Here is a 23300-nt window from a genome sequence, read left to right as displayed (position 1 = left end):
GGCCCCCATGGCCCAGGTCATCCTCTCCGCCGCCGGCATGGCCCTGGGCGGTCCCTTGGGCGCGGCCATCGGCGCGACGCTCGGCCGGGTGGTCGACGACGCGGTCATCGGCGCCCTGACCCCGGCGCGCCGGGTGGGGCCGCGCATCCCGGAGCTGCGGCTGTCGGGCGCCGCCGAGGGCGCGCCGATGGCCGCCGTGTTCGGCCGCGCCCGCGTGGCCGGCCAGGTGATCTGGGCCGCGCGGTTCAAGGAGCGCTGGGTCGAGGGCCGGACCGGCGGCGGCAAGGGCCCCCGCACCAGCCAGGCCGCCTACAGCCTGTCGTTTGCTGTCGCCGTCTGCGAAGGCCCCATCGACGGCATCGGCCGGGTCTGGGCCGACGGCAAGCCGATGGACATGGCCGGGGTTGTCATGCGCGTCCACACCGGGGCCGAGGACCAGGCGCCCGACGCCCTGATCGAGGCCGTGGACAGCGAGGCGCCGGCCTATCGCGGCGTGGCCTATGTGGTGTTCGAGGACCTGCCGCTGGGCGCCTATGGCAACCGCCCGCCGCAGCTGTCGTTCGAGGTCTTCCACCGTCCGCGCGCCGAGGCGCCGGGACTGGAGGAGCGGCTGAGGGGCGTCTGCCTGATCCCCGGGGCGGGCGAGTTCGTCTACGCCACCGAGCCGGTCCTGCGCCGCGACGGCCTGACCCGGACCACGGCCGAGACCCTGAACAACACCGAGGGGCGGCCCGACCTCGTCGTGTCGCTGGACCAGCTCCAGGCCCAGCTGCCGAACGTGGAGGAGGTGACCCTGGTGGTCTCCTGGTTCGGCGACGACCTGCGCTGCGGGTCGTGCGCGATTCGGCCCAAGGTGGAGCAGGCGGCCAAGGCGACCATCCCGTTCGAGTGGCGGGTGAACGGGATCGACCGCGCGGGCGCGGCGGTGGTGTCGCTGCACGGCGGCGGCCCGGCCTATGGCGGCACGCCGGCCGACCGGACGGTGCTGCAGGCCATCGCCGAGCTGAAGCGGCGGGGCCTGAAGGTGACCCTCTATCCGTTCGTGCTGATGGACGTGCCGACGGGCAACACGCTGCCCGACCCTTACGGCGGCGCGGCCCAGGGCGCCTATCCCTGGCGGGGCCGGATCACCTGCCACCCCGCCGCCGGCCGGCCCGGCTCGCCCGACAAGACCGCCGCCGTCGGCGCCCAGGTCGCGGCCTTCTTCGGCGCGGCCACGGCGGTGCAGTTCGGGGCGGCGGACGGCCTGCCGACCTATGGCGGTCCGGCCGGCGACTGGGGCCTGCGCCGTATGCTGCTGCACTACGCCAAGCTGGCCCAGCTGGCGGGCGGGGTGGACGGCTTCGTCCTGGGCTCGGAGCTGCGCGGCCTGACCACGGTGCGCGACGGGGCCGGAGCCTATCCGGCGGTGACGGCGCTGAAGGCCCTGGCGGCCGAGGTGCGCGGTCTGGTCGGTCCCGCGACGAAGCTCGGCTACGCCGCCGACTGGAGCGAGTATTTCGGCCACCAGCCTGGCGACGGCAGCGGGGACGTGCGCTTCCACCTCGACCCGCTGTGGAGCGACGCCAATATCGATTTCGTCGGGATCGACTTCTATCCGCCGATGGCCGACTGGCGCGACGGCGGCGATCATCTCGACGCGGGGCAGGGCGGGCCGCACGACATCGGCTACCTGCGCGCCAACCTGGCGGGCGGCGAGGGCTTCGACTGGTTCTACGCCTCGCAGGCCGACCGCGCCGCCCAGGTCCGGACCCCGATCACCGACGGCGCTTACTCCGAGCCCTGGGTGTTCCGGCCCAAGGACCTCATCAACTGGTGGAGCCGCCAGCACTTCGATCGTCCCGGCGGCGTGCGGTCCGTCACGCCGACCGCCTGGGTCCCCAAGTCCAAGCCGCTGCGGCTGGTCGAGTTCGGCTGCGGGGCGGTCGACAAGGGCGCCAATGCGCCGAACCTGTTCGTGGATGCGAAAAGCGCCGAGAGCGCCCTGCCGCCGTTTTCGGACGGGACCCGCGACGAGCTGGGCCAGAGGCGGGCGCTGGAGGCGGTGCTGGAGGAGCTGGCCGACCCGGCCGCCAATCCGGTCTCGCCGGTCTATGGCGGGCCGATGATCCAGGGCGCGGCGGCCTGGTGCTGGGACGCCCGGCCGTTCCCCGACTTCCCCGCCCGCGAGGCGGTCTGGGCCGACGGTCCCAACTGGACCCTGGGCCACTGGCTGAACGGCCGCAGCGGCATCGCGCCCCTGCCCGAGCTGATCGCCGCCCTGGCCGCGCGGGCGGGCGTCGAGGTCGATCCGGGCGAGGCGGGCGGCAGCCTGGTCGGCTACGTCATCGACCGGCCCATGGCCCTGCGCGACGCCCTGGCCCCGCTGCTGGAGGCCTTCGCGCTGGACGCGGTCGAGCGTCAGGACGGCGTCGCCCTGGTCGGCCGCTCGGGACCGCCGGCCCTGGCCCTGGGCGAGGACGACCTGGCCTGGCCCGAGGACCGCGAGGCGCCGGTCTCGGCCACCCGCGCCCTGGCCCCGCCGGTCCAGGCCCTGCGCCTGCGCTTCATCGACGCCGCCCGCGACTACCAGACCGGGGCGGTGATCGTGCGTCGCGACGGCGGCGAGGGCAGCGCGGACGCCGACGCCCCGCTGGTGCTGGCCGCGTCCGAGGCGTGGGCGGTGGCCCAGCGGCTGCTGGCGGCGGGGGAGGGGCGGTCGGTCACCGCGCACCTGTCGCCCCTGACCGCCCTGCGGCTGGAGCCCGGCGACCGCCTGTCGCTGGACGGGGCCACCTGGCGGGCGACGCGGATCGATCTGGACGATCACCCGCGTGTCCAGCTGGCCCCGACCGTCCCGGCCATCGGCGTCGGCGGCGACATCGACTGGACGCCCGCCCCGCCGCGCGAGATCCCCGGCCCGCCGGTGCTGCACGTGCTGGACCTGCCGGGCCAGGAGGATGACCGGCCGCTGGTGGCGGTGGCGGCCTCGCCCTGGCGGGCCTTCGACGTCCACGCGGGCGCGGGCGAAGCGGCCCTGCGCGTGCGGGCCACGGCGAGCGTGCCGGCCACGGTGGGCGTTACCCTGTCGGACCTGCCGGCCGGACCCCTGCACCGCTTCGACCGCGCCACGCGCCTGACCGTGCGGCTGGAGGGCGCGCCGCCGGCGAGCCGCGACCGCGCCGCCGTCCTGGCCGGGGCCAACGCCCTGGCCGTGCGCGGAGCCGGTGGCGAGTGGGAGATCGTCCAGTTCCTCACCGCCGAGCCGGTCGCGCCCGACGTCTGGACCCTGTCGGGCCTGCTGCGCGGCCAGGCCGGCAGCGACCCGGCCATGGCGGCCCTGACCCCGGCGGGGGCGGCGGTGGTGGTGCTGGACGAGGCCCTGGTCCGCGCCGAGCTCGTCGCCGCCGAGCGTGGCTTGCCGCTGACCTGGCGCGCCGCCCCGGCCGGCGGCCCGGCCTCGGGGCCGTCGATGAGCCAGGCGTCCGAGACCTGGCGCGGGCTCTCCAGCCGCCCTTGGTCGCCGGCCCACCTGCGGGTGAAGACCGTCGGCGGCGACAAGGTCGTGACCTGGATCCGCCGCGCGCGCCTGGCCGGTGACGGCTGGGACGCCGAGGTCCCCCTGGGCGAGGAGCGCGAGGTCTATCGGGTCGAGATTCTGGACGGTGAAACCGTGGTCCGCACGGTGGAAACCGCCGCCCCGGCCTTCACCTACGCCGCCGCTCAGCGGGCGGCCGACTTCCCCTCTGGACCGACCGGGGCCTTGGCTGTCAGGGTCACTCAAGGCTCGGCCCTGTTCGGGTGGGGCGCCGTGTCACGCACCTTGCTGTGATATTAATGCAACATAACGCTTGCGCGGCGCGCCGAACGGCCTAATTGAGGCGTTCAGCCCATACGAACTGACGTGAGGAGCCTCCTTGGCGCGCGACCCCTATCTGGAGCTTGGCGTTTCCCGCACCGCGAGCGCGGCGGAAATCCGCAAGGCGTTCCACAAGCTCGCCAAGCAGCACCACCCCGACGCCAACAAGGGCGACAAGAAGTCGGAAGAGAAGTTCAAGCAGGTCAGCGCCGCCTTCGACATCCTGGGCGACGCCGACAAGCGCAAGAAGTTCGACGCCGGCGAGATCGACGCCGACGGCCGCGAGACCATGCGCGGCTTCGGCGGGGGCGGCGGCAATCCGTTCGGCGCCGGCTTCGGCGGTCGCGCCCGGGGCGGCGGCATGGGCGAGGGGCCGGAGATCGACCTCAACGACCTGTTCGGCGACATCTTAGGCCGCAATCGCGGCGGCGGGGCGGGCGGCGGCTTCGGCGGCGGCGGCTTCTCGCCCAAGGGCGCGGACGTGCGCGCGCGGCTCGACATCGACCTGGAAGAGTCGATCAAGGGCGGCAAGAAGCGCGTGGCCTTCTCGGACGGCCGCACCATCGACGTCACCATCCCGGCCGGCGCCCAGGAAGGCCAGACCCTGCGCCTGAAGGGCCAGGGCAGCCCGGGGCGCGGCGGCCAGGGCGACGCCCTGATCGAGCTGGCCATCAAGCCTCACCCGATCTACCGGCCCGAGAACGGCGCCCTGGTCATGGACCTGCCGATCACGGTTCCCGACGCGGTGCTGGGCGGCAAGGTCGAGGCCCCCACGCCCGACGGCCCGGTGACCCTGACCGTCCCCAAGGGCTCCAACAGCGGCGCCAAGCTGCGGCTCAAGGGCCGGGGGCTGTCGGACGCCAAGGGCGTGCGCGGCGACCTCTTCGCGCGCCTGGTCGTGACCCTGCCGGACGCGCCGGATGCGGAGCTGGAAAAGTTCGCCGAGACTTGGCGCGAGAAGCGGCCTTACGCGCCCAAGCGGCGATAGGTCTGTATCGACATTTGTTGACACGTTCTCAATGCGGGTCGATGCTTGCGGACCAAGCGGCCGGAGCATCGACATGCAGGTTCTGATCAAGAAGTGGGGCAACAGCGCCTCGGTGCGCATTCCGGCGACGGTGATGGCGGCGGCTTCGCTGAGCGTCGACCAGGCGGTCGAGGTTCGCGAGGAGAACGGCCGCGTCGTCATCGAGCCTGTCCGAGGGCCGATCTATAGCCTGGTCGCGTTGCTGGCGGGCATGACGCCCGAGACCTTTCCCGACGACGAGGATTTCGGCCCGGCCATTGGCCAAGAAGTGTGGTGATGGCCGCCTACGTGCCCGAAGCTGGCGATATCGTCTGGCTGGAATTCGACCCTCAAGCCGGCCACGAACAGGCCGGACATCGACCGGCCCTCGTGCTGTCGCCGGCCGCCTACAACGGCAAGCGCGGCATGATGGTCTGTTGTCCGATGAGCAGCCGGGTCAAGGGCTATGCGTTCGAGGTCCTGGTTCCGGGCGTAGAACCGAGCGTCGTCCTGGCCGATCAGGTCAAGAGCCTGGACTGGGTGGCGCGCAAGGCGCGAAGGAAGGACGTCGCGCCGACCGCCGTCCTGGCCGATGTCCGCGCCAAGCTGAAGGCCTTGCTGGCCCTCTGACGCTCCGCGCGGCGGCCTGCCTATCGACAGCGATAAGCTTACCCCTTGTTCAGCGGCAACGCGGCCTTCTTGACCAGGTAGGTGCCCTGGCCCAGGCCGAAGGCGGCCAGGAGGGCGGGGTCGACGTCGGGCAGGGTCATCTCCCGCACCACGGCCAGGGCGCTGAGGGCGTCCACGGCGGCGACGGCGAAGATGCCGGCCGAGACCGCGCTGATCAGGATCATCTGGAAGTCGCCCAGGTCGGCCTCGCCCTCGGCGTTGGTGAAGAGGTCCTTCAGGCGCGGCTTGACGTCTTCCTTGCGCGGGCGGGGTTTCTCGGCGGCGGTCGGGGTGTCGGCGACCTTCTGCTGGGCGTCTTGAGCGGCCTGGGCCGCGTCCTGGGCGGCCTGGGCGGCGGTGTCCGGCGCGGGCGAGCCGGGGCCGGCCAGGGCCGCGACGGTGGTGGCCGAGGCCTGGGCGGCGGCCGCGGTCGTCTGGGCCTTCTCGGCCTCGGCCTTGGCCTGGGCGTGGGCGGCGTCCTGCTTCTGGGTCGAGATGATCTTGGCCCCGCCGAAGGTCAGGCCGCTGAGGCCGGTCAGCATCAGCACGTGCTCGGTCAGGCCGATGCCGCCGATGAAGTCCGGACCCAGTTCCTTGAAGCGCAGGATCAGGGCCGCGCCGTAGGCGACGGCCACAACCCCGAACCACAGGGCCATCTGGCACTGGGAGTTGCTGAGCCGCCCGTCGTGGCCGACCAGGAAATCCATGGGCTTGCCGCCCGTCGCCACATAGACCGCCAGCCCCAGCAGCAGGATGACCGCCGCCGCGGCCCAGAAGAGCTGGACGCCGTCGACCGGCCGCGTCAGCTCGGCGATCTTGACGATCTTGGTGGGGGCGGCCGGGTCGTCGACCTCGATGACGATCCGGTCCTTGGGCTTGGCGCCCACCTTCAGCGCCTCGCGGGCGGCCGGGGTGGCGACCGGGAGGGTGAAGGCCGGATAGCCACCGTCGGGCTGGAATTCGATGGAGTCGAAATTGGCGGCCTTGGGCTGGGTCCAGCTCGTCTTGCCGGTCTTGTCGGTGACCTCGACCTTCGTCCCGATGCTGACGATCGTGCCGGAGAACTGGGTGAAGGCGGTCTGCGGCTTGGAGGCGTCTTTCTGTGCGCCGGTCGCGCCGGCCGACGGGTTGGCGGCGCCGGACTGGGCCGCGCCGCCGGTGGCATTGGCATTGGCGTCGGCGGTGGGGGCGGGCGCCGGATCCGCCGTTTGGGCGGTCGCGCCGCCCGTCACGGCCAGGGCGAAGGCGAAGGCGAAGGCGCAGGCCATGGCCAGGCGCCGGATAATGGTGGTGATCGATCGCATGAAGCCCTCCCCCGAACGCTTCCCGTTTCGCCATGGCGGGCGAGCTGTCGCCGCCATGCGCGTGGAGATTGAACGGTAGAGTTCTCCAGCTTGGCTGACAAGTGCGCCGCCGGGTGCGCGGAGGGCGGACGGTTCGGGCAGAAAGACCGCCCCCGCGCCGATCCGCGCCGAATCCGTGACAGAACGACGCTACCCGTCCATAACGGCCGTGTTCAGCCTCTATTCAGCCGCCACGCTCTAAACCGGAGCCCATGAAGCCGATCCATTTCCTCTTCGCCGCCGCCTTGGCCGCCGCCGCCCTCCCGGGCGTGGCGTCCGCGCAGCGCGGCCCGGACTCGCTGGGGGCCGACTGGCGCGCCCGGCAGGATCGGGCGCGTGGCGGCGTGCAGTCGGGCGAGCTGGTGCCGCTGGGGCGGGTGATCGACCAGATCAGCCGCCGCACGCCGGGCCGCGTGCTCGACGCCGGCCTGGAAGGCCCCAACTACCGCGTGCGCTGGGCCACCACCGACGGCCGCCGCATCGACTTCATCGTCGACGCCCGGACCGGCCAGATCCTCAGCGCCAACTAAGCGACATCAAGCGACAATAAAGGCCCTCCCATGCGCATCCTGCTTGTCGAAGACGATCCCGACCTGTCGCGCCAGCTGAAGCTGGCCCTGGGCGACGCGGGCTACGCCGTCGACCACGCCGCCGACGGCGAGGAGGCCCAGTTCCTGGGCGAGACCGAGCCCTACGACGCCGTCGTGCTGGACCTGGGCCTGCCCAAGGTGGACGGCGTCTCGGTGCTCGAGCGCTGGCGGCGCGGCAGCGTGGCCACGCCCGTGCTGATCCTGACCGCGCGCGGCTCGTGGAACGAGAAGGTGGCGGGCTTCGACGCCGGCGCCGACGACTACCTGACCAAGCCCTTCCATACCGAGGAGCTGCTGGCCCGCCTGCGCGCCCTGCTGCGCCGCTCGTCCGGCCATGCGTCGCCGACCCTGTCGTGCGGCGGCCTGCGCCTGGACCCGCGCGCGGCCCGGGCCAGCGTCAACGGCGAGCCCCTGCGCCTGACCTCGCTGGAATACCGCCTGCTGCACTACATGATGATGCACCAGGGCCGGGTGATCGGCCGCACCGAGCTTGTCGAGCACCTGTACGACCAGGACTTCGACCGCGACAGCAACACCATCGAGGTGTTCATCGGGCGGCTGCGCAAGAAGCTGGGCAGCGACCGCATCGAGACCGTGCGCGGCCTGGGCTACCGCCTGACGCCGCTGGAAGGCGAGACGACCGAGTGATGCCAACTCGCCGGGCCTGCTGAGCATGTGGGATCTTTCCAAGCGCTCGCTGGTCCGGCGGCTGGTGCTGCTGGCCACGGCCTGGAACCTGGTGGTGCTGGTGGTGGCGGGCGTGTTCCTGACCGCCCAGTTCCGCGAGGCGGCGATCCGCCGGTTCGACCAGTCGCTGGCCGTGCTGACCGACGATCTCTATGCCGGCTCGACCGTCGAGGACGGGGTGCTGAAGGCCCCGGTCCTGACCGACATCCGCGCCACCCGGGCCTATTCGGGCCGCTACTGGACGATCTTCGACCAGCCGCCGGGCAATGCGGCGCTGAACGTGGTCGAGCGCTCGCGGTCGCTGTTCGACAGCGACCTGGCGATCCCGGCCGAGCAGTCCGAGCGGCTGATGGCCGAGCCGGGCAAGACCCTCTATTTCGACCTTCGGGGACCGCAGAACCGGCCCCTGCGCGCGGCCGCCCTGCTGGCGCGCCTGCCGGGCTATGCGCGGCCGGTGGTGTTCATCGCCGCCGAGGACCGCTCGCCCATCGACGCCGACGCCGACCGCTTCGGCCGGATCACGGCCGTGGCCCTGGTGATCCTGGGCGGGGGCCTGATCGCCGCGGTGGTGGTGCAGGTGCGGGTGGGCCTGTTGCCGATGTTCCGCCTGCGCCGCGAGGTGGCCTCGGTGCGGCGCGGCAAGGCCGAGCGGCTGGAAGGGATCTATCCCGAGGAACTGGCGCCGCTGGCCGTCGAGCTGAACGCCCTCCTGGCCCACAACCAGGAGGTCGTCGAGCGCCAGCGCACCCACGTCGGCAATCTGGCCCACGCCCTGAAGACCCCGCTGTCGGTGATGCTGACGGAAGCCAGTCAGCAGCCGGGGACCCTGGCCGAGGTGGTCGAGCGCCAGGCCCAGACCATGCGCGAGCAGGTCGACCACCACCTGCGCCGGGCCCGCGCGGCCGCCCGCTCCCAGACCAGCGGCGAGCGCACGCCGGTCGAGCCGATTCTGGACGAGCTGGCCGTCACGCTTGAGCGGATCTTCCAGGGCAAGGCCGAGGGCCGGGGGATCGAGATCGACTGGCGCTGTCCCGAGGACCTGGCGTTCCAGGGCGAGCGCCAGGACTTCATGGAACTGGCCGGCAACGTCATGGAAAACGCCGGCAAGTGGTGCAAGGGCAAGGTCCGCGCCGTGGCCGTGGCCAGCTCGCCCGAGCAGATGACGCTTACGGTCGACGACGACGGCCCCGGCCTGCCGCCCGACCGCTGGGCCGACGCCCTCAAGCGCGGGCAGCGGATGGACGAGCACACGCCGGGCTCGGGCCTTGGCCTGTCGATCGTCGACGAACTGGCCCGCGCCTACGGCGGCTCGGTGACCCTGGGCGCCTCGCCCCTGGGCGGCCTGCGCGTGACCCTGGTGCTGCCGAGGTCGGAGGGATGACTGTCGCTCTCCTCCCCCGTTTTCACGGGTGAGGAGGACCAGCGATTCGGTCTCTCAACCCCACATCGCACGTTCCGCAACCCAACATTTCAAAGACTTGGCGCGGTAACCGGTTCCCTCCCGTCGCGACCGTTTGACGCTGTTCCCTGAACGGCAAAAACATATGGTTTCGGAAAGTCTTAACCTCGTTGGCAACATGGTTGACGCGGCCCGGAGTGGGGCCGATCCGCGGGGGACTATGGCCGCTATCGCCGCCAACAAGTTGCTGATGGTCCGGAAGCTGGTGGAAACCGCGCCCGACGCCGCGCTGCGCAGCCTGGAGCTGGCCCTGGCCGGTCCGGCCGGCGGCGAGGGCGCCCTGGCGTCCGTGCGCCGGCTGGTCGAGGACGAGACGGCCGCCCGCTATGTGCGCAACAGCGTCCTGGCCCCGATCGTCCCGCTGTGCGCCGTCCACGGCCCCGACCAGATCGCGTTCCCGCCCCGCACCCTGTCCCTGCTGTGGATCGCGCTGAGGGAAGCCGCGCCCAAGAAGGTCGAGGAGGCGGCCGCGCGCTGCAATCCCTGGGACCTGGAACAGGGGCCGCCCGAGGTCTTCAACGAGCTGTGCAAGATCGCCGCCCGGGGGCTGCGCGCCCAGGCCGAGCCGGGCTTCGTGGCGCTGGACGCGGTGTGCGACACCGACGAGCTGGCCTCGTGCCTGGAGCTGTCGATGATCGTCCGCTCGGCCCTGCCCAAGCTGTCGGAATGGGTCAGCAAGATGACCGACGAGCGGGCCTCCTCGGCGCGCCTGGCCTATAACGACGCCTGCGACATCCGCTCCGACGCCGGGCCGCTGCTGTTCGAGATGCTGGCCGCCCACCTGCCCGACGAGTGGCGGATCCTGCGGGTGATCTCGGCGGTCATGGACCGGCCGACCGACAAGTTCTGGGCCTCGTCCGAGGTCGGGGTGTTCGGCGAGCGGGTGCTGACCGACATCGAAAGCAACATCGCCTTCATCCAGGGCTTCGACGCCGACAAGGGCGAGGCCGAAGGGCGCAAGGCCGCCCTGGCCGCCCAGCGGGTCTCCCACGAGATCACCGAGTTCGAGCAGTCGGTGAACCTGAACAAGGACGGCCCCTGGGGCCGCCGGATCGCCAAGTACAAGCAGGCCATCGCCCAGGCCGTCGAGAGCCGGATGAACGCGGCCGAGAAGGAATTGCTGGCGGCCCTGCCGCTGCGGCCGATCTCGATCCTGGGCGGCAAGAAGGGCAAGGGCGTGCCCCAGCTGACCGCGGAGCCCGACCCGGCCCTGGGCCGTCGCCTGACCTCGGTGCTGGTGTTCATCGCCGAGATCCGCGCCTGCGCCGCCCAGAGCGGCTACGGCTCCAGCCGGACCAAGGTGCTGGAAAAGCTGAACACGCGGCTGGACCAGTACATCGAGGACATCCTGCACATCGTGCGCACCGGCGACGGCGGCGACCAGAGCCTGGCCCGTCTCTATGTCGACCAGGCCGCCGGCTACATCGCCTACAGCCGCGACGACAAGACCGCCGAGATCGTCCGCCGCCGCGCCGCCGCGGCGATGGCGGCGGCGGCTTAGGGACAGCGGCGCCCTTAAGCGCTTTTTTCGCTAACGGCCGTCCACAATCCCGGCTAACACGCGCGACATGATCGCTTTCTGGATCGCCGCGGCGGGTTTGTCGGCCGTCGTCGCCGCCTTGATGCTGCGCGGCGCGGCGCGCGCGGCCGTGGGCGGCGGGGGCGACGACGCCAGCCTGGCCGTGCACCGCCGGCAATTGTCCGAGATCGACGACCTGGCCGAGCGCGGCCTGCTGGCCGACGCCGAGCTGAAAAGCGCGCGGGCCGAGGCCGGCCGCCGGCTGCTGGCCGCCGCCGACCACCCGTCCGCCTGGCCGGTTTCCAACCCCAAGCTGCGCCCCCTGGTGCTGGGCCTGGGCGGCCTGGCGCCCGTGATGGCCCTGATCGTCTACATGATGATCGGCATGCCCGGCATGGCCGACCAGCCGTTCCTCAAGCGCGTGGCCGAATGGCGCAACACCGATCCCGCCGAGCTGGAGCCGCAGAAGGTCGTCGCGGTGCTGGAGCAGATCCTCGCCGCGCATCCGGGCGACGTCCAGGGGCTTAGGAACCTGGCCCTGGCGCGCCTCGCCGCCGGCGACGCGACGGGCGCGGCCCAGGCGCTGCGCAAGGCCGTCATCGTCGCGCCGGACCGCGCCGACCTGTGGGTGGCCCTGGGTGAAAGCTTCGTGGCCGAGGCCAATGGCGAGATCGGTCCCGACGCCCGCCGCGCTTTCCATGAAGCCCTCAAGCGCGACCCCGACAGCGCCAGCGCCCGCTATCACCTGGCTCGGGCCCGGATCGCCGACGGCGACCTGGCCGGCGGCATCGCCGATTGGCGCGCCCTGCTGGCCTCGCTGCCCGCCGACGACCCGCGCCGCGCGCCCTTCGGCGAGGAGATCGCCCGGGTCGAGGCGGCCGGCGCCCTGCCGACCTTCGCCGCCCCCACCGGCCAGCCGGCCCAGGCCGCCGCCGGCGCCGGCGCCGCCGAGGGCGACGTCCAGGACATGATCCAGGGCATGGTCGCGGGCCTGGCCGCGCGGCTCGAAGCCAATCCCGACGATCCCGACGGCTGGATCAAGCTGACCCGCGCCTATGCCGTGCTGGGCGACGCCGCCCGCCGCGACGCGACCCTGGCCAAGGCCCAGGCGCGCTACAAGGACCAGCCCAAGGTGCTGGCCGCCTTGCGCCAGGCCGCCCAGACTCCCTCCCAAGCCCCTGGGGCCGCTCGATGAGCTTCCTGCCCAAGTCCCGCAAGGCGCGTCGCCGCCTGACCGTCCTGGCCGTGGCCGCCCCCGTGGTGGCCCTGGCCGTGGGCCTGGCCCTGTGGGGCATGCGCGACGCCATCTCGCTGTTCTACACCCCCGCCCAGGCCGCCGCCGCCCACGTGCCGGCCGGCCGCAAGGTGCAGTTGGGCGGGCTGGTCCAGGTCGGCAGCGTGGTCAAGCATCCCGACGGCAAGGTCGAGTTCGTGATCGCCGACCAGAAGTCCACCGCCCTGGTTCGCTACCAGGGCGATCTGCCCGACCTGTTCCGCGAAGGGCAGGGCATCGTGGCCTCCGGTTCGTTCGACGAGTCCGGCGCCTTCGTCGCCAAGCAGGTGCTGGCCAAGCACGACGAGCGCTACATGCCGCGCGAAGTGTCCAAGGCCCTGAAGGAACAGGGCGAATGGCGCGGCGACGGCGCCAAGCCGGCCTATGGAAATTACTCCTCCCCCGTGAAAACGGGGGAGGTGGCGGCGAAGCCGACGGAGGGGGCGTCCCCTTCCGCCGCTGACGCCCCCTCCGTCGCGACGCCAGAGGCGTCGCGCCACCTCCCCCGCGATGCGGGTGAGGAGAAGGCTCGCCAATGATCACCGAATTCGGCGCCTTCGCGCTCGTCCTGGCGCTTGTCCTGTCGTTCCTGCAGGCCTTCCTGTCGGCGGTCGGGGGCGCGCGGCGTTCGGCGCTGCTGGCCGGGGCCGGGCGCGGCGCGGCGGTGGGCGCCTTCCTGTGCGTGGGCCTGACCTTCCTGGCCCTGGTCCACGCCTTCGTGGTGTCGGACTTCTCGGTGGCCAATGTCGCGGCCAACTCCCACACCGCCAAGCCGATGCTCTACAAGGTGGCCGGCGCCTGGGGCAGCCACGAGGGCTCGATGCTGCTGTGGTGCCTGGTGCTGACCGGCTACGGCGCGGCCGTGGCCAGCTTCGGCGAGGCCCTGCCGCCGCGCCTGCGGGCCTATGCGGTGTCGACCCAAGGCGTGCTGGGCGTGTTGTTCCTGGCCTACACGGTCTTCGCCTCCAACCCGATGGCCCGGCTGGTCGACGTGCCCGTCGAGGGCGCGTCGCTGAACCCGCTGCTGCAGGACCCGGCCTTGGCCTTCCACCCGCCGTTCCTCTACTGCGGCTATGTGGGCTTCTCGGTGGTGTTCTCGTTCTCGATGGCGGCGCTGATCGAGGGGCGGGTCGACGCGGCCTGGGCGCGCTGGGTGCGGCCCTGGACCCTGGCGGCCTGGAGCTTCCTGACCGTCGGCATCACGCTGGGCGCCTTCTGGGCCTATTACGAGCTGGGCTGGGGCGGCTGGTGGTTCTGGGATCCGGTCGAGAACGCCAGCTTCATGCCCTGGCTGATCGGCTCGGCCCTGCTGCACTCGGCCGTGGTGCTGGAAAAGCGCGGCGCCCTGCCGGGCTGGACGGTGTTCCTGGGGCTGGCGGCCTTCACCTTCTCGATGCTGGGCGCGTTCCTGGTGCGCTCGGGCGTGCTGACCAGCGTCCACGCCTTCGCCGTGGACCCCACGCGCGGGATCCTGCTGCTGACCATCATGGGCATAGCGGCCGGGGCGGGCTTCATCCTGTTCGCCCTGCGCGCGCCCAGCCTGAACAGCGGCGGCCTGTTCGCCCCGGTCAGCCGCGAGAGCGCCATCGTCCTGAACAACATCATCCTGTCGACGGCCACGGCGGTGGTGCTGGTGGGCACCCTGTTCCCGCTGATCCGCGAGGCGCTGGACGGCGAGGCCGTGTCGGTGGGCGCGCCGTTCTTCAACATGACCTTCGTGCCGCTGATGATCCTGGCCCTGGCCGTCCTGCCGGCGGGACCGTTGCTGGCCTGGAAGCGCGGCGACGCGCGGCTGGTGGTGCGCCGCTTGTGGCTGGCCCTGGCGCTGGCCGCGATCCTGGGCCTGATCGCCTTCGCCGTGACGGCCCCGCGCAGCGCCCTGGCCAGCGGCGGCCTGGTGGTCGGCTTCTGGCTGATCGGTGGCGCGGTGCTGGAGCTGGCCGAGCGGGTCAAGGCCTTCCGCGCCCCCTGGCCCGAGGTGCGCCGCCGCCTGACCGGCCTGCCGCGCGGCGCCTGGGGCACCACCCTGGCCCACGCGGGTCTGGGCCTCTTCGTGCTGGGCGCGTCGTTCGAGACCACCTGGCGGGTCGAGGCGGCCCAGGCCCTGGGCGTGGGCGGCCAGCTGAAGCTGGGCGCCTATGAACTGACCCTCGGCGACGTCGGCACGGTGGAGGGCTCCAACTACATCGCCGAGCGCGGGATCGTGAAGATCACCAAGAACGGCGCCGAGGTCTGCGAGGCCAAGCCCGAGCGCCGCTTCTATCCCACCGGCAAGCAGACCACCTCGGAGGTGGCGATCTGCCCCAAGGGTCTGGACGACCTCTATGTGGTGCTGGGCGAACGGCGGGCGGGCGCGGACGGCCAGCCGGCCTGGCTGGTTCGGGCCTTCGTCAATCCGTGGGTGCGGCTGATCTTCCTGGGGCCGCTGGTCATGGCCATCGGCGGGCTGGTCTCGCTGTCGGATCGTCGCCTACGCTTTGGTGTGGCCAAGCGCGCGGAGAAGGCGGCGTGAAGCGGCTGCTGGTCATTCTCGCCGCCCTGGCCTGCATGGCCGGGGCCGCCGCCGATCCAGCCGAGCGCCTGGCCGATCCGGCCCAGGAGGCCCGGGCCCGTACGATCTTCCGCGAGGTGCGGTGCCTGGTCTGCCAGAACGAGTCGATCGACGACTCCCAGGCCGACCTGGCCGGCGACCTGCGCCAGGTCGTGCGCGACCAAGTGAAGCAGGGGCGCAGCGACCAGCAGATCCGCGCGTTCCTCGTCGACCGCTACGGCGAGTTCGTGCTGCTCAAGCCGCCGTTCTCGGCCGGCAATGCCCTTCTCTGGGCCACGCCGTGGATCGTGCTGGCCCTGGGCGGCGTTCTGATGGTTCTGCTCTTGCGTCGTCGCGCCGTTTCTTCGACGACCGACGAGGATGCGCAAAGGCTTTCCGAAGCCGAGGAAGCGCGTCTTCAGGTGTTGTTGAAGGACGAATGACACGATTGCGCCGCGAAGACGCCGCAAGACCATCTTGAGCGTGGACGCATGATCTCTTCGAAGACCATTGCGCCTTTCGCCAGCGCAACTAGGTTCTCAAGCCAAGGACCCGGCGCCGCGCGCCGAGGGTGAGGAAAGACGTGAAGATGGCTGCTAGGAAGTCTGGTTTCTTTGTCGGCGCCGTCGCCGGCGCGGGCGTGGCCTGCGCGGCTCTGGCCGGGGTCGGCATGCGCATGGGGCCGGCGGGCGCCGCCGAGCCGGCGCAGGTCGTGCGCACCTCTGGCGCGGGCGTGGGTGCTCCCGCCGCTCCGATGTTCGCCCCGCCGCCCGGCGCGCCGATGTCGTTCGCCGACATCTTCGAGCAGGTCTCGCCCGCCGTGGTGCAGATCGACGTCACCTCCAAGGCCGCCGCCGCGCCGAAGCTGCGCATCCCGGGCCTGGAAGGCTTCGACCTGGTGCCCAAGGGCCAGAAGGGCGAGGACGGCGAGGAGGCCCCCGGTCCCAAGCAGCAGTCCTCGGGCTCGGGCTTCTTCATCTCGGCCGACGGCTATCTGGTGACCAACAACCATGTGGTGGCCGACGCCGACGACGACGGCATCAACGTGGTGCTCAAGGACGGCCGCGAGCTGAAGGCCACCATCGTCGGTCGCGACGAAGGCACCGACCTGGCCGTGCTGAAGGTGGTCGATCCCAAGGCCAAGGGCGCGGCGTTCCCCTATGTGAACTTCGAGAACCAGGCCAAGCCGCGCGTCGGTGACTGGGTGATCACCATCGGCAACCCGTTCGGCCTGGGCGGCACCGCCACGGCCGGCATCATCTCGGCCTATAACCGCGACCTGGGCGACAGCTCGTCGACCTTCGTCGACTACATCCAGATCGACGCGCCGATCAACCGGGGCAATTCGGGCGGTCCGTCGTTCGACATCTACGGCCGGGTGATCGGGGTCAACACCGCGATCTTCTCGCCGACCGGCGGCTCGGTGGGTATCGGCTTCGCCATCCCGGCGGACGTGGCCGAAAACACCGCCAAGCAGCTGATCGCCGGCGGCAAGGTGGTGCGCGGCTATATCGGCGCCCAGATCCAGCCCTTCACCCAGGAAATGGCCGACGCCCAGGGCCTGGGCGACGTCAAGGGCGCCATCGTCGCCGACCTGGTGCCCGGCGGTCCGGCCCAGAAGGGCGGCCTGATGCCCGAGGACGTGATCACCGCCGTCAACGGCGTGGCCATCAAGAGCGGTTCGGAACTGACCCGCGAAGTGGCCAAGGGCCGTCCGGGCGACACCCTGAAGCTGTCGATCCTGCGGGGCGGCAAGCCGCGCACCGTCGACATCAAGTCGGGCGTGCGTCCCACCGAGAAGGAACTGGCGCTCAGCGACGACGACAGCGACGACAGCGCCGGCGAGACCCCGACCAAGCCGAAGATCCAGAAGTCCGAGGCCCTGGGCCTGACCCTGGTGCCGATCGACGAGGCGGCCCGCCGGACCTACAGCATCGACGCCGCCGTCAAGGGCGTGCTGATCGACGGCGTGAAGACCAATTCCGACGCCGGCGAGAAGGGCCTGCGCAAGGGCGACGTGGTCACCAGCGTCAACGGCGAGCCGGTCTCGTCGGCGGCCCAGGTGTCCTCGGCGGTCGACGCGGCCAAGAAGCTGCAGCGGCCCAGCGTCAATCTGCGGATCATCCGCGCCGGTCGTCCCACGATCGTGCCGCTGAAGATCGAGCCGTAGGCGGACTGAAGACCTAACGCCGGTACGCGGGGGCTTCCTCCCGCGCCCGGATCACGTCACCATCGCCGTGACGTGACGACAACACGACAGAGGGCGTCATCGATTCGCACGGTGACGCCCTTTCGTGCATCTGGGGATCTGATCTGGCATGCGTATTCTGATCATCGAGGACGATCTCGAGGCCGCCGCCGCGATGAGCCACGGCCTGACCGAGGCCGGCTATCAGTGCGTGCACGCTCCCGACGGCGAGGCCGGCCTGACCGAGGCGGGCAAGGGCGGGTTCGACGTCCTGATCGTCGACCGCATGATGCCCAAGAAGAACGGGGTCGAGGTGGTCGAGACCCTGCGCCGCGAGGGCGACAACACCCCGGTGCTGTTCCTCTCGGCCCTGGGCGAGGTGGGCGACCGCGTGGTGGGGCTGAAGGCCGGCGCCGACGACTATCTGGTCAAGCCCTACGCCTTCCCCGAGCTGATGGCCCGCGTCGAGGCCCTGTCGCGCCGTCGCGAGACCGGCGCGGTGGCCACCACCCTGAAGGTGGGCGAGCTGGAGATGAACCTGATCAACCGCACCGTCCATCGCCAGGGCAAGGAGATCGACCTGCAGCCCCGCGAGTTCCAGCTGCTGGAATTCATGATGCGCCACGCCGGCCAGTCGGTGACCCGCACCATGCTGCTGGAGAAGGTGTGGGAATACCACTTCGACCCGCAGACCAACGTCATCGACGTGCACATCTCCCGCCTGCGTTCGAAGATCGACAAGGGGTTCGAGCGGGCCATGCTGCAGACCGTGCGCGGAGCGGGCTACCGGCTCGATCCGTAGGCTGTCTGGTTTGGCTGTCGGCGGACCCGTGTTAGGCTAGGCTCATGAACAAGCTGACCCAGCCAGTTCCCCATGACGAAGAACTCTTCGGCCCGGAGCTTTCCGACGCTGATATCGACGCCTGGATCGATCGCAATCGCGACGCCCTGAAGGTGGCCCTTCAGGAAGCGCGCGATGAGATCGCGCGTGGAGAGGTCTCGGAACTGGATATGGAAGATATCATCGCTCGAGGCCGCGCGCGGTTCGAGGCGTCGAAGAAGCGGGTCTGAAACCCAAGCATGGCGCGCCTTCTGGTTTCCGCTTCGGCGCAAGAGGATTTGTTGCGCATCTACGAATGGATCAGCGAGCACAATGGTGAGGACCGCGCCGACGCGGTGATGAGACGCCTGAACATGAGTCTCCGGCGTCTGGCGAAATTTCCAAACCTGGCGCCGCCGGCGCGAAGTTTGGACGACGAGGCGCTCCGTCGTCATAGCGTACGGCCGTGGACGGTGTTCTATCGGCCATTGGTAGAAGGCGGCGTGGAGATCATGCGCGTCTTCGACAGCCGTCGCGACGTCGCGATGCTGCTCGGCAAGAAGACCTGAAGCCCATGCGTCTGCCGCGCCTGATCCGATCCACGCCGTTCCGGCTGACCCTGCTGTTCCTGGCCCTGTTCGCGGCGGCCGCCAGCGCGTTCCTGGGCTACATCTACATCGCCACCGCCGGCGAGGTGAACCGCCGCGCCGACGCCGACATCACCCGCGAGATGGAGAGCCTGGAGGCCGCCTATCGGGTGGGCGGGGTCAACGCCCTGAACCAGACCATCGTCGAGCGCGCCACCGGCGAGCGGCCGTTCCTGTATCTGTTGCTCGACAAGGACGGCAAGCGCATCTCCGGCTCGATCGAGGAGTCGCCGATCGACGACTTCGAAGGCCCGGGCCCGACCTGGGAGACCTTCAAGCTCACCGAGACCGACATCGACGGCGCCGAGGTCAAGCGCGCCGCGCGCGGGGTGCAGGAGCGCCTGTCCGGCGGCGAGGCCCTGTTCGTAGGCGCCGACGTTCAGGAGTCGGAAGGCTATGTGATGAAGATCGTCCGGGCCCTGCGCGGGGCCGGGGCGCTGGTCATCATCCTGGGCCTGGCCGGCGGGGTGCTGATCAGCCGCAACGTCTCGCGCAGCATGCAGGGCCTGGTCGATGTGGTGAACGCCGTGCGGGCCGGCGACCTTCACGCCCGCGCCCAGGTGCGCGGCACGCGCGACGAATATGACGAGCTGGCCGAGGGCCTGAACGACATGCTCGACCGCATCGAGCGGCTGATGGGCGGCCTGCGCCACGCCGGCGACGCCATCGCCCACGACCTGCGCTCGCCGCTCACTCGGCTGAGAGCCCGCATGGAGGTGTCGCTGATCGACGCCGAGAACGGCAAGGGCGATCCCGTGGCGGCCCTGGAGACCGCCCTGGCCGACGCCGACGGGGTGCTGAAGACCTTCAACGCCGTCCTGGCCATCGCCCGCCTGCAGGCGGCCGGCGAGGCCCCCGACCAGAAGACCTTCGACGCCAGCGAACTGGCCTCCGACATGGCCGAGCTCTACGAGGCCAGCTGCGAGGACAAGGGCCTGGATTTCAAGGCCGAGATCGTTCCGGCCCTGGGCATCCGGGGCAATCGCGAGTTCATCGCCCAGGCTCTGGCCAACATCCTGGACAACGCCATCAAGTACACGCCCGAGGGCGGGGCGGTGATGCTGCGGGCGCGGCGAACCTCGTCGGGCGAGCTGGAGTTCTCGGTCACCGACACCGGCCCCGGCGTGCCCGAGGGCGACCGCGTCCGGGTGGTCCAGCGCTTCGTGCGGCTGGAGAACAGCCGCAGCGAGCCGGGGGCGGGGCTGGGCCTGTCGCTGGTCCAGGCCGTGGCCGCCTCGCACGGCGGGCGGCTGGAGCTGGCCGAGGGCCCGGGGGAATACGGCGGCTTCGGCCCGGGCCTGCGCGTGGCGCTGCTGCTGCCGCGGGTGGAGTAGCTCCGCCATTGGACGCCCCCTCCGTCGGGCTACGCCCGCCACCTCCCCCGTTGCACGGGGGAGGAGAAGGTCGGCGCGAGTTCCTCCTCACCCGCATCGCGGGGGAGGTGGCGCGATGCGGATACGCATCGTGACGGAGGGGGCGTCCAGCCGCCCCTACCGCCCGTACACCACGTCGAAGCACCGCTTCTGCCCCAGCTTGGTCGGACAAAACCCCGTCTCTTCCGAGCCTTCGCGGATGATCACGTAGCGGTCGCGCCGACAGGCCCACCACTCGTTCTCGAAGTCGGCCCCGCCGTCCTGCTTGAACACCGGTTCGTCGCCCGGGGCGTAGAAGCGGGTCATGCCGGTCAGGCCGCCGAAGCTGCCCCAGCCGTTGACCAGGCCGCAGACCCGGCCGTCGCGCCGGGCCCAGATCCGGCCCAGCTCCAGGCTGTGGGGCTGATCCAGCCGGGCGATCAGCCGAGGCTTGACGCTGGCCCAGCGAATCCGCGCCATCGACTTGGCCGCGACCAGGGCCGCGCCCTTGGCCGGCTGCTTGGGCTCCACCGCCAGCTCGTAGCGGACGATGAAGACCACGATCACCGCCACGCCCACGCCGATGATCGCCATTACGCCCAGGTCGAAGATCTTCTCGGCCAGCGCCTTGCGCCGGGTCCTTATGTCCCGCGCGGCGGGCATCCTGAGGACGAAGGTCATGGTCGCGCCCCTCACGCGTAGATTACATGTGTAGACTAGAAAAGTTACAAATGTAATCTTAAACGTCAAGCCGCTATCGCGCGCGGCCTCACGCGCAGGGCGTCAGTGGTGCAGCTTGGGCAGGGTGATGCCGTCGGTGGGCGTGTCGCCGACGAAGCGGCCCGGCCAGGAGACCTCCTGGTTGGGCAGGGGGCCGCGCGGGGTGACCGTCCAGACGGTCAGGGCGGTGACCACGGCCAGCAAGGCCACGGCCCCGGCGCCGGCGGTCTGGCGACGCGTGCTGGGCTCAGGCCGCGCCAGCAGCTTGACCCGCATCAGCAGCGGATGGGCCGCGAAGAAGCAGGCCAGGGGCGAGCCCGTACGGCGGGTGTGGGCCTCGACCAGGGCCTGGGCGTAGGCGCGGCGCAGGTTGGGGCGCAAGCTCAGCACGGTGGCGTCGCAGGCCATCTCCTGGTCCAGCCGGGCGCACAGGGCGCCGATATGGATCAGCGGATTGCACCAGCCCAGCACCTGGATGCCCGCGATGATCAGATTGGCCAGCGGATCGCCGCGCTTGATGTGGGCGCGCTCGTGCAGGTCGACCATCTTGCGGGCCTGCTCGTCGAAGCGCGTGGCGAAGTCGGAGGGCAGGACCACCCGCGGCCAGAACACCCCCATCACCGCCGGACCGGCGCGGCCGGACTCGGCGCGGGCCCGGAAGGCGCGCTCCTGCAGGAAGATGGCGGTGGCCAGGGCGACGCCGCCCGTCAGCCAGACGGCCAGCAGCAGCACCGCGCGTTCCTCGCCCATCAGGGTGGGCGGCAGGCCCGAGCCCAGGGCTTCGGACAGGCTGGGGAACACCGTGGCAATGGCCGCCACCGGCACCAGCACCCACAGGCGATAGGCCAGGCCCGGGCCGAACACCTTGCGGGTGGGGCCGCGCAGCAGAAGCACCAGCACCACGGCGGCCATGGCGGCCGCTTGCGTGCGCAGCAGGGTCAGGGCCAGGAGTTCAGCCACCATCTTCGAGATCCGCGATCAGCGTTTTCAGTTGCTTGATCTCATCCTTCGACAGCGCGCGATGCTGGGCGAAATGCGCCACCAGCGGCGTCAGCTGGCCGTCGAAAAGGCGATTGAGCAGGCCCTGGCTTTCGGACTGCACATAGTCGGCCCGCTGGATGATCGGGGCATAGCGCGCCCGGCCGTCGATGCGGTCCGAGCGGATGGCCTTGCGCTTCAGCAGGCGGTTGATCAGCGTCTTGACCGTGGCCTCGCCCCAACCCTGGGACTCGGCCACCTCGGCCATGATCTCGTCCACCGTCAGGGGCTGGCGCGTCCAGAGCGCCTCCATGATGCGGCTTTCGGCCTGGGTGATGTTCATGACGCTGCAATCTCCACCAGGAACGATTACGCCTGTAACTTACGGTGTCAAGCGGCCGCGATCATGAGCAAGCTTTAACGCACCGGTGGGCGCGGACGGTGTTATGCGGGTCCATCGTCACCGAGGGTTTCCCATGGATCGCCGCCACTTTCTGAGCTTGTCGATGCTGGGCGTCGCCGCCCCGGTCCTGGCCGCGCCCGGCGCGGCGCTGGCCCGCCAGGCCGCGTCGGCCCCGCCGGCGTTTCCGCCGGTCGACGACAAGAGCGTCTGGCTGGTGGGCGACACCATGCCCTCGGGTCCGGTGCACACGACCGAGCATCTGCTGGAGGTGCTGAAGCGCGGCGGCAAGCCGCGCGATTCCTACCTCTCGGGCGGCGCGGTGGGCGAGCTGGAGACGCGGTTCGCCACGCTGCTGGGCAAGGAGGACTGCGCCTTCCTGCCCACCGGCACCCTGGCCAACCACCTGGCGGTGCGGGTGCTGGCCGGCGACGCCTCGCGGGTGATCGTCCAGCACGAAAGCCACCTCTATCGCGACGAAAGCGACGCGACCCAGCTGCTGTCAGGTCTGAACCTCGTGCCGTTGGCCACGGGCCGGGCCGCCCCGACCCTGGCCGAGATCAAGGCCGCCGTCGACGAGGCCGAGAACGGACCCTATCCGCTGCGCGTGGGGGCGATCTCGCTGGAGAGCCCCGTGCGCCGTGCGAACGGCGAGATGGTCGACCCGGCCCTGCTCCGCGAAATCTCGGCCTACGCCGAGGGCAAGACCATCCGGATGCACTTGGACGGGGCGCGCCTGCTGCTGGCGCCGCCCGGCTACGACATCCCCGCCACCGCCGCCCTGTTCGATACGGTCTATGTCTCGCTCTACAAGTATCTGGACGCGCCGTTCGGGGCGGTGCTGGCCGGGTCCAAGGCCGACATCGCCAAGGTCCGCGACCTGCGCCACCGGTTCGGCGGCACGATCTACCAGGCCTGGCCCAGCGCGGTGCTGGCCCTGGCGGCGCTGGACGACTTCCAGGCCCGCCAGAAGGCCGCCTATGTCGCCGCCGACCAGCTGTTTGCGGCGCTGCAGGCCAAGGGCGCGGCCACGCTGAAGCCCTTCCCGAACGCCTCCAACATCCGCGAGCTGACGCTCAAGCCGAAGATCGCCGAGGGCCTGTTCGACCGCATGCGCGTGGCGGGCGTGCGGATGCTCCAGCCCGAAAAGGGCGTGGTCGAGATCTATGTCAACGAGACCATCACTCGCCGGCCCGTCGAGGAATACGTGAAGCTGTTCACCGGCTGAGGGCGCCGGCTCGGGGGATGACCTCGCCGTCGTCCCGCGCCATGGTGGCCGCC

General features: G+C 71.1%; 21 protein-coding genes and 2 pseudogenes. 18 read left to right on the top strand and 5 right to left on the bottom strand.

Annotated features, from left to right (window positions below):
• Nucleotides 1–7 precede the first annotated feature (7 nt).
• The 4 genes from AC07OA_RS00490 to mazF all read left to right on the top strand — a co-directional run bounded on the left by AC07OA_RS00490 (nt 8) and on the right by mazF (nt 5474).
• Nucleotides 8–3811 carry a baseplate multidomain protein megatron gene (locus tag AC07OA_RS00490; protein ID WP_494661795.1) on the top strand — a complete coding sequence of 1268 codons (3804 nt, stop codon included), beginning with the start codon at nt 8–10 and terminating at the stop codon, nt 3809–3811.
• Nucleotides 3812–3896: 85 nt separating this feature from the next.
• Nucleotides 3897–4826: a DnaJ C-terminal domain-containing protein gene (locus AC07OA_RS00485; protein ID WP_494661794.1), complete on the top strand. Its 930-nt coding sequence runs from the start codon at nt 3897–3899 to the stop codon at nt 4824–4826.
• Nucleotides 4827–4899: 73 nt separating this feature from the next.
• Complete coding sequence (locus tag AC07OA_RS00480; protein WP_494661793.1) at nt 4900–5142, top strand: AbrB/MazE/SpoVT family DNA-binding domain-containing protein; 243 nt, start codon at nt 4900–4902, stop codon at nt 5140–5142.
• Nucleotides 5142–5474 carry an endoribonuclease MazF gene (gene mazF / locus AC07OA_RS00475; RefSeq protein WP_494661792.1) on the top strand — a complete coding sequence of 111 codons (333 nt, stop codon included), beginning with the start codon at nt 5142–5144 and terminating at the stop codon, nt 5472–5474. Before AC07OA_RS00480 ends, mazF begins: the two co-directional genes overlap by 1 nt.
• A gap of 38 nt (nt 5475–5512) precedes the next feature.
• Here the strand turns inward: mazF and AC07OA_RS00470 are convergent, their stop codons facing one another.
• Nucleotides 5513–6817 (bottom strand): hypothetical protein, encoded by a 1305-nt coding sequence (locus AC07OA_RS00470; RefSeq protein WP_494661791.1) that lies wholly within the window; start codon nt 6815–6817, stop codon nt 5513–5515.
• A 251-nt stretch (nt 6818–7068) separates the two neighbouring features.
• On the opposite strand from AC07OA_RS00470, the gene AC07OA_RS00465 reads away from it, so the two are divergent.
• From AC07OA_RS00465 to AC07OA_RS00405, 13 genes and pseudogenes are all read left to right on the top strand, one after another.
• Nucleotides 7069–7386, top strand: coding sequence for a PepSY domain-containing protein (locus AC07OA_RS00465; RefSeq protein WP_494661790.1), 318 nt, complete (start codon nt 7069–7071; stop codon nt 7384–7386).
• 30 nt (nt 7387–7416) lie between these two features.
• On the top strand, nt 7417–8094 hold the full coding sequence (locus AC07OA_RS00460) for a response regulator transcription factor (RefSeq protein WP_145682795.1): 678 nt from the start codon (nt 7417–7419) through the stop codon (nt 8092–8094).
• 25 nt (nt 8095–8119) lie between these two features.
• Nucleotides 8120–9514, top strand: coding sequence for an ATP-binding protein (locus AC07OA_RS00455; protein WP_494661789.1), 1395 nt, complete (start codon nt 8120–8122; stop codon nt 9512–9514).
• A gap of 238 nt (nt 9515–9752) precedes the next feature.
• A complete protein-coding gene (locus tag AC07OA_RS00450; protein ID WP_494661788.1) occupies nt 9753–11093 on the top strand; it encodes a hypothetical protein in 1341 nt (446 codons plus the stop codon).
• Between the two features lie 67 nt (nt 11094–11160).
• Nucleotides 11161–12306, top strand: a complete 1146-nt coding sequence (gene ccmI, locus AC07OA_RS00445) for a c-type cytochrome biogenesis protein CcmI (RefSeq protein WP_494661787.1) — start codon at nt 11161–11163, stop codon at nt 12304–12306.
• Nucleotides 12303–12776: pseudogene (ccmE, locus tag AC07OA_RS00440) on the top strand (cytochrome c maturation protein CcmE); the annotation flags it as partial. The gene ccmI and the pseudogene ccmE, both read left to right, overlap by 4 nt.
• A 143-nt stretch (nt 12777–12919) precedes the next feature.
• On the top strand, nt 12920–14896 hold the full coding sequence (locus AC07OA_RS00435) for a heme lyase CcmF/NrfE family subunit (protein WP_494661786.1): 1977 nt from the start codon (nt 12920–12922) through the stop codon (nt 14894–14896).
• Entirely contained in the window at nt 14893–15357 is a 465-nt protein-coding gene (locus tag AC07OA_RS00430; protein WP_494661785.1) for a cytochrome c-type biogenesis protein, read from the top strand. The genes AC07OA_RS00435 and AC07OA_RS00430 overlap by 4 nt, the downstream gene beginning before the upstream one ends.
• 146 nt (nt 15358–15503) lie before the next feature.
• Nucleotides 15504–17084, top strand: coding sequence for a Do family serine endopeptidase (locus AC07OA_RS00425; RefSeq protein ID WP_494661784.1), 1581 nt, complete (start codon nt 15504–15506; stop codon nt 17082–17084).
• A gap of 148 nt (nt 17085–17232) precedes the next feature.
• Nucleotides 17233–17904, top strand: coding sequence for a response regulator transcription factor (locus AC07OA_RS00420; protein ID WP_494661783.1), 672 nt, complete (start codon nt 17233–17235; stop codon nt 17902–17904).
• Nucleotides 17905–17948: 44 nt separating this feature from the next.
• Entirely contained in the window at nt 17949–18173 is a 225-nt protein-coding gene (locus tag AC07OA_RS00415) for a hypothetical protein (RefSeq protein ID WP_494661782.1), read from the top strand.
• Between the two features lie 9 nt (nt 18174–18182).
• Entirely contained in the window at nt 18183–18491 is a 309-nt protein-coding gene (locus AC07OA_RS00410; protein ID WP_494661781.1) for a type II toxin-antitoxin system RelE/ParE family toxin, read from the top strand.
• A 5-nt stretch (nt 18492–18496) separates the two neighbouring features.
• Nucleotides 18497–19903 carry a sensor histidine kinase gene (locus AC07OA_RS00405; RefSeq protein WP_494661780.1) on the top strand — a complete coding sequence of 469 codons (1407 nt, stop codon included), beginning with the start codon at nt 18497–18499 and terminating at the stop codon, nt 19901–19903.
• A gap of 29 nt (nt 19904–19932) precedes the next feature.
• On the opposite strand, the pseudogene AC07OA_RS00400 reads toward AC07OA_RS00405, so the two are convergent.
• The 4 genes and pseudogenes from AC07OA_RS00400 to AC07OA_RS00385 all read right to left on the bottom strand — a co-directional run.
• A pseudogene (locus AC07OA_RS00400) lies at nt 19933–20047 on the bottom strand (hypothetical protein); the annotation flags it as partial.
• Between the two features lie 12 nt (nt 20048–20059).
• Nucleotides 20060–20602: a hypothetical protein gene (locus AC07OA_RS00395; protein ID WP_494661779.1), complete on the bottom strand. Its 543-nt coding sequence runs from the start codon at nt 20600–20602 to the stop codon at nt 20060–20062.
• Between the two features lie 102 nt (nt 20603–20704).
• Entirely contained in the window at nt 20705–21604 is a 900-nt protein-coding gene (locus tag AC07OA_RS00390) for a M56 family metallopeptidase (RefSeq protein ID WP_494661778.1), read from the bottom strand.
• Entirely contained in the window at nt 21594–21962 is a 369-nt protein-coding gene (locus AC07OA_RS00385) for a BlaI/MecI/CopY family transcriptional regulator (RefSeq protein WP_494661777.1), read from the bottom strand. Before AC07OA_RS00385 ends, AC07OA_RS00390 begins: the two co-directional genes overlap by 11 nt.
• A gap of 133 nt (nt 21963–22095) precedes the next feature.
• Here AC07OA_RS00385 and AC07OA_RS00380 point away from each other — a divergent pair, with 133 nt between their 5' ends.
• The gene (locus AC07OA_RS00380; RefSeq protein ID WP_494661776.1) at nt 22096–23247 is read left to right on the top strand and encodes a threonine aldolase family protein; all 1152 of its coding nucleotides are present in this window, start codon (nt 22096–22098) and stop codon (nt 23245–23247) included.
• Nucleotides 23248–23300: the final 53 nt, after the last annotated feature.

It is taken from the genome of Caulobacter sp. GW821-FHT09B08 (genome assembly GCF_059418225.1).
The sequence above is the reverse complement of the archived record's forward strand: the minus strand, read 5'-3'. Positions and strand labels throughout refer to the sequence as shown.

Excerpts from the sequence above, each read along its gene's own strand:
- AC07OA_RS00490 (WP_494661795.1), top strand. The coding sequence starts at position 8 with ATGGCCCAGGTCATCCTCTCCGCCGCCGGCATGGCCCTGGGCGGTCCC.
- AC07OA_RS00480 (WP_494661793.1), top strand. The coding sequence starts at position 4,900 with ATGCAGGTTCTGATCAAGAAGTGGGGCAACAGCGCCTCGGTGCGCATT.
- mazF (WP_494661792.1), top strand. The coding sequence starts at position 5,142 with ATGGCCGCCTACGTGCCCGAAGCTGGCGATATCGTCTGGCTGGAATTC.
- AC07OA_RS00470 (WP_494661791.1), bottom strand. The coding sequence starts at position 6,817 with ATGCGATCGATCACCACCATTATCCGGCGCCTGGCCATGGCCTGCGCC.
- AC07OA_RS00465 (WP_494661790.1), top strand. The coding sequence starts at position 7,069 with ATGAAGCCGATCCATTTCCTCTTCGCCGCCGCCTTGGCCGCCGCCGCC.
- AC07OA_RS00460 (WP_145682795.1), top strand. The coding sequence starts at position 7,417 with ATGCGCATCCTGCTTGTCGAAGACGATCCCGACCTGTCGCGCCAGCTG.
- AC07OA_RS00455 (WP_494661789.1), top strand. The coding sequence starts at position 8,120 with ATGTGGGATCTTTCCAAGCGCTCGCTGGTCCGGCGGCTGGTGCTGCTG.
- AC07OA_RS00450 (WP_494661788.1), top strand. The coding sequence starts at position 9,753 with ATGGCCGCTATCGCCGCCAACAAGTTGCTGATGGTCCGGAAGCTGGTG.
- ccmI (WP_494661787.1), top strand. The coding sequence starts at position 11,161 with ATGATCGCTTTCTGGATCGCCGCGGCGGGTTTGTCGGCCGTCGTCGCC.
- AC07OA_RS00435 (WP_494661786.1), top strand. The coding sequence starts at position 12,920 with ATGATCACCGAATTCGGCGCCTTCGCGCTCGTCCTGGCGCTTGTCCTG.
- AC07OA_RS00425 (WP_494661784.1), top strand. The coding sequence starts at position 15,504 with ATGGCTGCTAGGAAGTCTGGTTTCTTTGTCGGCGCCGTCGCCGGCGCG.
- AC07OA_RS00420 (WP_494661783.1), top strand. The coding sequence starts at position 17,233 with ATGCGTATTCTGATCATCGAGGACGATCTCGAGGCCGCCGCCGCGATG.
- AC07OA_RS00415 (WP_494661782.1), top strand. The coding sequence starts at position 17,949 with ATGAACAAGCTGACCCAGCCAGTTCCCCATGACGAAGAACTCTTCGGC.
- AC07OA_RS00410 (WP_494661781.1), top strand. The coding sequence starts at position 18,183 with ATGGCGCGCCTTCTGGTTTCCGCTTCGGCGCAAGAGGATTTGTTGCGC.
- AC07OA_RS00405 (WP_494661780.1), top strand. The coding sequence starts at position 18,497 with ATGCGTCTGCCGCGCCTGATCCGATCCACGCCGTTCCGGCTGACCCTG.
- AC07OA_RS00395 (WP_494661779.1), bottom strand. The coding sequence starts at position 20,602 with ATGACCTTCGTCCTCAGGATGCCCGCCGCGCGGGACATAAGGACCCGG.
- AC07OA_RS00390 (WP_494661778.1), bottom strand. The coding sequence starts at position 21,604 with ATGGTGGCTGAACTCCTGGCCCTGACCCTGCTGCGCACGCAAGCGGCC.
- AC07OA_RS00385 (WP_494661777.1), bottom strand. The coding sequence starts at position 21,962 with ATGAACATCACCCAGGCCGAAAGCCGCATCATGGAGGCGCTCTGGACG.
- AC07OA_RS00380 (WP_494661776.1), top strand. The coding sequence starts at position 22,096 with ATGGATCGCCGCCACTTTCTGAGCTTGTCGATGCTGGGCGTCGCCGCC.